9 protein-coding genes are annotated in these 9,445 nt (G+C 59.4%); 8 read left to right on the top strand and 1 reads right to left on the bottom strand.

Annotation, left to right across the window (positions count from 1 at the left end):
* The 8 genes from ACYVGE_RS05055 to ACYVGE_RS05020 form a co-directional block, all read left to right on the top strand.
* On the top strand, positions 1-517 hold a 517-nt coding region (locus ACYVGE_RS05055; RefSeq protein WP_460727676.1), incomplete at its 5' end, for an SDR family NAD(P)-dependent oxidoreductase.
* Between the two features lie 369 nt (positions 518-886).
* Positions 887-1,609, top strand: a complete 723-nt coding sequence (locus tag ACYVGE_RS05050) for a DsbA family oxidoreductase (protein ID WP_460727674.1) — start codon at positions 887-889, stop codon at positions 1,607-1,609.
* 120 nt (positions 1,610-1,729) lie between these two features.
* Complete coding sequence (locus ACYVGE_RS05045) at positions 1,730-2,404, top strand: HvfX family Cu-binding RiPP maturation protein (protein ID WP_460727672.1); 675 nt, start codon at positions 1,730-1,732, stop codon at positions 2,402-2,404.
* Between the two features lie 105 nt (positions 2,405-2,509).
* A complete protein-coding gene (locus tag ACYVGE_RS05040; RefSeq protein WP_460727670.1) occupies positions 2,510-2,953 on the top strand; it encodes an HvfA family oxazolone/thioamide-modified RiPP metallophore in 444 nt (147 codons plus the stop codon).
* 159 nt (positions 2,954-3,112) lie between these two features.
* Positions 3,113-3,535 (top strand): organic hydroperoxide resistance protein, encoded by a 423-nt coding sequence (locus ACYVGE_RS05035; protein ID WP_460727668.1) that lies wholly within the window; start codon positions 3,113-3,115, stop codon positions 3,533-3,535.
* Positions 3,536-3,556: 21 nt separating this feature from the next.
* A complete protein-coding gene (locus ACYVGE_RS05030; protein WP_460727686.1) occupies positions 3,557-3,724 on the top strand; it encodes a GNAT family N-acetyltransferase in 168 nt (55 codons plus the stop codon).
* A 414-nt stretch (positions 3,725-4,138) separates the two neighbouring features.
* Entirely contained in the window at positions 4,139-4,414 is a 276-nt protein-coding gene (locus ACYVGE_RS05025) for an XAC0095 family protein (RefSeq protein ID WP_460727666.1), read from the top strand.
* 19 nt (positions 4,415-4,433) lie between these two features.
* Positions 4,434-8,339 carry an NACHT domain-containing protein gene (locus ACYVGE_RS05020; RefSeq protein ID WP_460727664.1) on the top strand — a complete coding sequence of 1,302 codons (3,906 nt, stop codon included), beginning with the start codon at positions 4,434-4,436 and terminating at the stop codon, positions 8,337-8,339.
* Between the two features lie 604 nt (positions 8,340-8,943).
* Here ACYVGE_RS05020 and ACYVGE_RS05015 read toward each other — a convergent pair.
* Complete coding sequence (locus ACYVGE_RS05015) at positions 8,944-9,342, bottom strand: tautomerase family protein (protein ID WP_460727662.1); 399 nt, start codon at positions 9,340-9,342, stop codon at positions 8,944-8,946.
* Positions 9,343-9,445: the final 103 nt, after the last annotated feature.

Raw genomic sequence — 9,445 nt, 5'->3', positions numbered from 1 at the left:
CGAAGGCGTGGCCAAGTTCGGCCGCATCGACACCCTGGTGAACAACGCCGGCGTCTTCACTGCCAAGCCTTTCACCGCTTTCACCGCCGAAGACTACGCGGCCAACATCGGCGTCAACCTCACCGGCTTCTTCAACATCACCCAGGCCGCCGTGGCGGAGATGGAAAAGCAGGGCAGCGGCCACGTCGTCAGCATCACCACCAGCCTGGTCGACCATCCCGTCGACGGCGTGCCGTCGGTGCTGGCTTCGCTGACCAAGGGTGGCCTCAACGCCGCGACGAAGTCGCTGGCCATCGAGTACGCCAAGCGCGGCATCCGCGCGAACGCGGTGTCGCCGGGCGTCATCAAGACGCCGATGCACCCGCCGGAGACCCACGGTTTCCTGGCCGCACTGCACCCGGTGGCCCGCATGGGGGAGATCAGTGACATCGTCAATGCCGTGCTCTATCTCGACTCCGCTGGCTTCGTCACCGGCGAGATCCTGCACGTCGACGGCGGCCAGAGCGCCGGTCACTAAGCGCTGGTCAGGTGTGTTCCCGGGGCGTACCCCGCCCCGGGTCCACTGCCTTGATCGGCTCGTCATCGATTCGTTCACCGTCTCAGAACGCCAGGCATCGCCGGCATCGCCGGCGACGCCGCGCAGCCACGCGACGTCTGGCATATGCGAACAACACGAATCACGAGCAAGCAGCCCGCCCGGAAGGTCGCGGCCGATGAGCGTCGGCACGACGCCGCGTCGCGATGCAATGCAATGAACTGGACAGAACTTTCATTGCATTCCGCGGAAGAGTAGCTGCCGAACGACGGGGATTCAGTGCCAGCACGCGGGCACACACAATGTTCTCAACGAATCACCTGGGTTCCATCGCGACGCACCAGAGCTCGCATGGCATCCGCAACCCATCATCTGCAACCAATGAAGGACAACACTTTGAACATCATGAACGACACCAAGTCATCCAACCGTACCTCGCTGCGCCTGCAAGTGGTCGCCGATGTGATCTGCCCGTGGTGCTACATCGGAAAGCGCAGCCTTGATCTGGCGCTGGATCAACTCGCCGCGCAGGGCGTGGACGTCGAGATCGAATGGCTCCCGTACCAGCTCAATCCGACCATCCCGGCGGAAGGCATGGACCGCAAGCAGTTCCGCACGATGCGCTTCGGCTGGGAGAACTCGCTGGCCATGGATGCACGCGCCATCGAGGCGGGCCGTCGTTTTGGCGCGGAGTTCAATTACCAGATCCAGACGCGCACGCCCAACACGGTGGCGGCTCACGCCCTCGCACGGCTGGCCTATGCCGAAGGCGGTGCGGTCCTGCAGGATGAGGTTATCGATGCGCTGTTCACTGCCTACTTCACCCAGGGCAAGGACATCGGCGAGAACGCAGTACTTGAGCGCATCGCCGAAGAGGCGGGGATGCAGCCGGGTGCCCTGCGCCGGTCGCTGTCGGCACAGGACGAGATCCGCACGTTCGACGCGCAAATCAAGTCACTCGGCGTGAATAGTGTGCCCAGTTACCTGATGGACGGGCAGCTGTTGTTCAGCGGTTCGCAGGACATCCAGGGCTACGTGAACCTCCTCTCGCGTGCAGCGGGCCTCGCAAGCTGACGCCTTGTCGAAGGCGATGAAGCGCTTCCGTCGGCGACCACGTTTCCAGACAGGACCCGCGTTGCGCGACATGCCAGCGATACGCAAACCACATCACACACGATCCACCAAGGCAACGAAATGTCCACCACCATCAATAAACCGACTCCACGTCTGATGTCCCGCGTCGATGGCGTGGGTCACTGGTTGGCCCCGCTCGGGCTGCGTCTCCTGTTGGCCTGGGAGTTCTTCGAAGCCGGCCGCGAAAAGCTGCACGGTGAGAACTGGTTCGCCGACTTGGGCGACAAGTTTCCGCTGCCGTTCTCGCTGCTTGGGCCCAACATCAACTGGACGCTGGCCACCTGGATGGAGCTCGTCGGCAGCATCGCGCTGCTGGTGGGCCTGGGCACGCGCTACGCCGCCGCTGCTCTGTGGGTGGTGACCGTTGTGGCGATCTATGCGGTGCACTGGCCGTCCGACTGGTCGAGCCTGTCCGAGCTGTGGCAGGGCTACGCCATCAGCAACGAAGGCTACGGCAACTACAAGCTGCCACTGATCTACCTCGTGATGCTGCTGCCGCTGATGCTCAATGGCGGCGGCCGTTTCAGCCTCGACCAACTGATCGGCGCACGCCGTACGCAGGTCGCTTCCGCCACCGCTGACAACACGGCCTGGGGCCTGGTGCTGTTCGCCATTGGCCTGACCATCTCGCCGTTGTTGCCGTGGGCAGGTGGCGTGCTGGCCGTCGTAGGCATCGTCCTGATGGCCTGGTCGCGGCGCCGTACCCGTGTCGCTGGTCTGCTCGCGTCGGCCTGACCATCCCGCGCCCCTACTTTCCACCCCGAATTTGCGCCGCATCCGCGGCGTGAACCCCGCACGGCGGCGCCGTGCACTGCAATCCCCCCCACTGGAGTAAAAGCAATGTCCCGTACCAACACCCGTAACACCACCATTGGCGCCCTTGGCGTCGCTCTCGCCGGCCTGGTTCTCAGCAGTTCCGCGTTCGCCATGCAGCCGCTGTCGCAGGGTTACATGCTGTCCGCCAGCGACACCGCAGGCAAGGGCACCACCGTCGCCAAGAATGCCGCCAAGCCGGCCGCCACGAAGAAGACTGCCGAAGGCAAGTGTGGTGAAGGCAAGTGTGGCGACGCCTCGTTCGCCAAGAACGACAAGAACCGCGACAACTTCATCGATCGCGCCGAGTTCGAAGTCGCTGCGCCGAACCATGAAACCCTGTTCACGCAGTTCGACGCCAATGGCGATCGCAAGATCTCGGAGAAGGAAGCCTACGACTACCTGAAGCGTACCTACGCCGCCAACGGCAAGAAGATGCCGACCGGCCTGTTCGCTGCGATCCCGAAATAAGCCACTGTCTGTGGTCATCCGCGCCCCGGTATTTCACGGGGCGCGCCCCCCTTTTTACGAGGACAGTCGATGCGCGCTACAGTCGCGATCGCTGACCTTGATGGATGGCGCGGTGGGTTTGCCCACCAACCCACTCGATCCCGCATCGGAGTCACGATCATGAAAACTTCACTCGAAACCTTCATCTACACCGCACACACCCACGTCACTGGGGGCCGCAACGGCCTTGGCCGATCCAGCGATGGCGAGCTCGACGTCACGCTCAGCAGGCCCGGCTCTGGCCAGCCTGGTACCAACCCTGAGCAATTGTTCGGCATCGGCTATTCAGCCTGCTTCATCGGTGCCATTCAGCTCGCCGCCACCGCGCGCAATGTCGCGATGCCCAAGGACGCATCCATCGATACGGAAGTGACCCTGGGCAAGACCGCGGCCGGCGAATACCAACTGGCCGTGAAGTTGAACGTCAACCTGCCGGGCCTGGACGAGGCGCTGAAGCGCGAGCTCGTGGAAGCCGCGCACCAGACCTGCCCGTACTCGCGCATGACGCGAGGCCACGTGGAAGTGGAACTGGCGGTTGCCTGAAGCCGGCACAGGTCGGCAGCCCTGCCGCCGCCTCGCAAAGGCGGCAGGGGCGGCATCGCGCTGCCGAACGAAGCCAGCATCGCGCTGCATGAGCGGCTAGGGTTCGAAAAGGTCGCGCACTTCAAGCAGGTCGGCTTCAAGCAGGACCGCTGGATCGACGTGGGGTATTGGCAGTTGCTGCTCGCCTAGTTACCCGCCGCGCTTGCTACGACAGTGGTCCAGCGCATCCCGATGACCCTGATATCGAGCATTGAATGTCGACCTGACGTTGTTGGATTTCGAACAGGTGGGCTGGCTGCGCTGTAAGTCAGAAAAATCAGACTTTTCCTATTGACGCGCTATATCCCCGTCAGCAGACTCGGCCCCGGAGCGTAAGAACTCCAAGCATAGCGGTACCCACCTCCGACAAATCGGTGGGTTTTTTGTGCCCCAAGGTATCCTTGGGGCGCAACCCAACGCAGTGCCTCTGCGTCGGGAGGGCGGCAGCCATACAACACCCGCAAGGGGAAAACTGCCCGCCGGCTATGCACGGTTTCTTACCCTCCCGACACCCTTGCGCCACACTCGTGGCGCAAGCTCTTAGGGTTGCCCGGAGTAACTCCGATGGGAAAGGCACCGCGCACCAATGCCACCGCGTGCATGGCATATCAGTTGCCCGAAGAGAAATACTGGGCGTTGCAACAAGCCCGCGATCACTTGCTGCTGCTCGCACGGTTGACTGAGCTGAGCACTACCGCCGGCGGCGAGGAGGTGCTGCTGTCACGGCCTGCGTTGGCTGATTGTTTTCAGCGTCTGGCTGGCGAGCTGGACGATATTGTTCGCGGAGTTTGGTGGCCGAGCCAATTGCGTACCAATTGTCCCCGTCCGCCCGACCCTTAGTGGCTCGCACGACGCCGTCATGCCCTATAGTTTGGTTATGCCGCCAGCTCATGAATCGCTCTCTTCAGCACTGAACCGCCTTAGCAATGACCAGATCCGGCAGGCCGGACAGAGATACACGCCTGGGATCGATCCTCAAGCACCCAATCTCCGTATCGAATCTCTTTTCACCGCGATCGAAAATGTCGCCTGCGGCACGAGCGCTCGGTCCAGATTCAAGTCGGTATTGGATGCTTTCTCCGAGGGTTGGGGCCGCGCCAAGCATTGCAGCCAGCACGTCGACGCAATTCAGGCACTGACGGACGATGCCGGCGCATTCCTGTCGCCGATGATGAGCCGCCTCCGTGCACGCGACGCAGCGGCAGGAGAAGAATGGTTCAGCCGGATCTCTAGCATTGAATCTGAACTATTGGCTGATTTGGACCATTGGCGTACTGAGGAAGCCAAGCTGCCACCCGACGGAGAAAGTGGCTACTCCTCTGCACATAACACTGTCCGCGGCAACATGCAGGCCATCGGTCGATGCCTGGCAGTTCTGCGTGATGAGAAGGAGTACATCCAGAGCTCAGCATTCAAAGTCCTTTCCGACCCGCTGCTCCTAGTAAACGGTGAGTGGGGGACGGGTAAGACACATCTAATGTGCGATGTTGCGCAAGACCGAATCAGTCGTGGCCAGCCAACAATTCTTGTTCTGGCGAAAAACTTCCAAGGGAGGGTTGCTGCAGAAATCTGCGCCCGCATTGAGCCAGGGCACACAGCAGCTGAATTATTCAATCGTATTGAGGCGCTCGCGAGGGAAACCGAAGAACGAGCGGTCGTCATTCTGGACGGCGTAAACGAAGGTCGCCGTCGTGAATGGCGAGAGGCGCTTACCAGTCTTCAAGCGCTGATCACTGAGCGTCCGAACATTGGCCTAATCGTCACCTGCCGAACGCCATTTGAGTCTATTGCCATAGCTCAGAGTGACCTTGAGAAATTTCACAAGGTCAGGCACCTCGGATTCGATGATCAGGAATTCGACGCGCAGGCAGCTTTCTTCCAGTACTACAGCCTGCCGCTGCCCGAAGTGCCGCTGTTGGACAGGGAGTTCTCTCGACCACTCACGCTGAAGCTGATTTGCCAATCGCTCCAAAACCTTACAGGTAAAAAGCTGGCGCAGGGATTTGCCGGTGTCGCCTCGGGGCAAAAGGGAATGACCTATATCCTCGAGTCATTCGTAAATGGCATTGGCAAGCCAATTGAGCTCGAATTCGGTCTAAAGGCCATGGGGTGCTGGCGACTGCTCAAGGGGAACGATCAAATTTCTGACAGGAGGCTCGCTGGCTTTGCGCCGTGCATGGCCGCAAGCCTGCGCGGCTATGTGCGTCCATCGGAGGCCGATCGCATCATCGCTGCCAACTACCCGGCATTGAGGCCTTCACAACGAAAACAGCTCCTTGAGTCTCTGCGAACAAATGGTCTCATCGACGAGGATGTTGTTTGGTACTCATCGAGCTCAGGATTCAGGTCCCGGGTTGTCTATCGGCTTCCCTACCAACGATTCAGCGATCACCTAGTTGCACGTCATTTGCTGAAAGCGCATCTCGATGTCTCTTCGGTGGCTGCAATCAAGCGCAGTTTCACGGCGATGTCGCCACTTGCACGGATATTCCGAATCTCCAGTCGCTACCAGCGGGCGTATGCTGAGCCTGGTTGGGCGCAGGCGTTGATAACCGAATTTCCGGAGCGGGTTGGAAAGCGACTTCCGCGCAAGCAGCGCGAACTCTATTTTGTGCTGCCAAAGCAGGCTCAGGACCTGAATGCCTACTTCGATCCCTTCATCGAAGGGATGTTCTGGCGCGACCCTGCAGCGTTTACCGAAGGGACTCGGGCCATCGTAAATCAGTATTTGAACGCCAGTTCAAGGGCGTGGGAGCGGATGGTCGACGCACTGGCTGCCGTCTCGACCAAGCCAATGCACCCGTACCACGCCAAGCGTCTATACGACTACCTGGCACGTCAATCAATGCCGGACCGTGACCTTCAATGGTCCGAGTTCCTTCGACGGAGGCACGCGTCCCCCACTATTCATCGGCTACTGACTTGGGCGGGGAACCTCAATGCCGCGAATATGACACGTCGCTCTGCGACGGAGCTCGTCGTGCTGCTCTCGTTGGTTCTGACAACTGTCAATCGGAGCGACCGCGATCTAGCGACAAAGGCGCTTGTTCTGATCGGAGAGACATTTCCTGAGGCGCTTTTCACGCACGTTGTGACGAGCCTTGGATTCAACGATCCATATGTTCCAGAACGCATGTTGGCAGCGGCGTACGGGGTAACTCTTTCCTTGGTTGACTCGCATGCGGCAGCGACTTTTAGACCTCTGCTTGGAGTTTTCGCAAAAACTATTTACCGAAAGATGTTCGGACCAAATGCCCGCTACGCGACCTGCCACGCCCTGACACGAGACTATGCGCTTGGCATCATCCACATGGCCCAACGTGCGAATTGCGTCACGCTACCAAAATCCGCCAGCCTAAATCTTTCGCCCCCATTTCCGAATGCGCCTTTGATATTTTTGAGTAATGGCACACCTGATTCTGCTGTGAAACAGGCCATTGGCCATGCTATCCATATGGATTTCGGAAACTACACAATCGGACGACTGATTCCGAATAGGGCAAATTACGACGACAAGAATCCAGACTATATCCGGACTAGAGCCAAGATCGAACGACGTATGTTCGATCTTGGTTATCGAGAGGGACGGTTCAAAAATATCGACAGCGAAATCGGCAATGCATCCTGGAATGCACGCGACGATAAGAAAGTGGATCGGTATGGAAAAAAATATTCGTGGATTGCCTATTTCGAAATGTGGGGCGAGCGCGAGGCTGTGAAGAAGCTGCCGGATTGGCGCCTTGGAGAGCGGACATCAGATTGCGGAGTTGACCCAAGTTTTCCGAAGCGCCCGCCCAGCTGGGCGCCACCTCTCCCGGATTTGTTTGGCGATCCAAGTGCTACTACCGAAGCTTGGGTTGAGGGTGGTTTCACTCCGAAATGGAGCCAATTGCTAGTGGTGCCTGAGATCAACGGACATTCGGGTGAGTGGGTGCTTGTCGAGGGGTATGTCAACGGCGTCGACGAGAGTCATGATCGAGAACTTTTTGCCTTCTTGCGCGGGATTTTTATCTCGCGCAAGGATGTACAGAAGTTCAGAAAGAAGTTCCTTGCCATAGAGTACCCCGGGAACAGCACCATCCCGGAAGCCGCCACTGAATACTATCTCTACGCAGGAGAAGCCGGGCGCAGGCGGAACTTTGCTCGGCATTTGTATCAACGAAATGGCCGATACCGTCGTCAAGTCAGGGAGACTTTCGATAAGTACGTGCGTGTGCGCCCCGAGACAACGTCGACCACTACGGCCCACGCTGAGTTTATTTCGAGCGAAGGAAGGGCGACAGCTAGTTTATTGGTCGAGCTGCTCGGCCCGATCCCCAAGATGCGGCACATTCCAGGTGTCCGCATAGAACTCCCGACCATTCAGTTTGGTTGGGAGTCGTATCATTCGTCCCAGAATGATTTCTCGGGGTTTGATTTTCCATCGCCCAGTTTGATTCAGCGCCTTGGCCTTGCCAGCAAGAACCGTGAGATTGATTTCTATGATTCGATGGGTAAGCCCGGGACCCTCTATCGAGAGTCAGGGAACGCATGGAAGGGAGATCGGCATAGCCTCTTTTATGTCCGTGCCGATCTGCTGCGGCGTTACCTGAGAGAAACGCGTCAAGTCCTTGTCTGGTGCAACTGGGGCGAACGGAACTGGCTGAAGAAGATGGAAGGCCATGATGTGATTCGTCTTCCAGCTAGGCAACGGATTTACCAAGCCTATAGCCACATTCATCGCTCATTCTCTCAATGGTCTGCCAACGACTCGAAGGTCGATTAGCGAACTTGTGTCTAGCGCACGCGATGTCCGCTTAGGTTGGAAGGGAGACATCGCACCCCGTTCAGCGACTCAGGGCGGCTCCGGTATGGGTGCATCCGATGCGAATACAGTGCGGTAGCGCATGCACAAAAAAGCCCGCGATCGCTCGCGGGCTTTTTTTGGTGCCGGAAGTGGGCATCAAAAAAGGTCAATCTACCTTGAAATAAAGCAATTTCGGCGAGGAGCTAATTTTTATACCCCCACAGGTATCCTCAACCGGTCGGGGATCGAACAACGCGCCAAAGCCCGCTTGTTGCCCCCCACACGCGCGGCCCGCTGGCGGCCCCCGGCGGCTGCGCGCCCAGCCGGTGGCGGACCTCGCCGACTGCGCGCGTTTTCGCCAACACAGCAGCGGCACCATCTACGGCTCCATGACAATGGCTGGGTGGCCCTCAGTGACCCGGGGACGCCGAAATGGCTGGCTGTAAAGCTGGGCTAAAGGCATACGGTGCCGCTTTCGCGTCACCTTGGGGATATCCTTCTCCCTCGACGGAGCCGCACTGATGGACGAGATAACCTGCGAGCGCGAAGTGCGTATGCGGTCTGAATCGACACACGCCAGTGTCTATGTCTGCTGCGAAACTGCAGCTATGTCTTCCGCACCCAGGGCGCGGCCCGCGATGCCCCAGCCGCCCTCTGCCGCTTCTGTCAGCAGCACCCACACGCGGTCTTGAGGAACAGCGCTGGAAGCAGCTACAAGTGTCGTCAGGCGAGCGACCGCATCCCTCTGCTTGTCGCGATCAAGCGCGCCGTGGGGCGTCAGAACTTGCACGCGGACGCAGGCGCCATCTCCGTTGACGTCTGCGACGAAAAGCACCTCGTGCACAAAGGCGGCGGTGTTCGCCCGAAATATCGGGAGGTCGGGCAACCGCTCCGCCGCCATGAGTTCACTGGCGGCTTCGCGAGCCAGGCGCGCGGGATCGGCAAAGATGCCGGGCGAAGCGTAGATGTCGATCATAGGCATGACAGGCAGCTCCATAAGTGGCGAGTGAAGGCTGGCCGGCAAAGGTCGGCGCTCATCCTCGCCAGTTCGAACGGAGATTGCTGGGCAGACTGGTCAAGCTTTC

This window comes from Lysobacter rhizosphaerae (assembly GCF_054779795.1).
The sequence above is the reverse complement of the archived record's forward strand: the minus strand, read 5'-3'. Positions and strand labels throughout refer to the sequence as shown.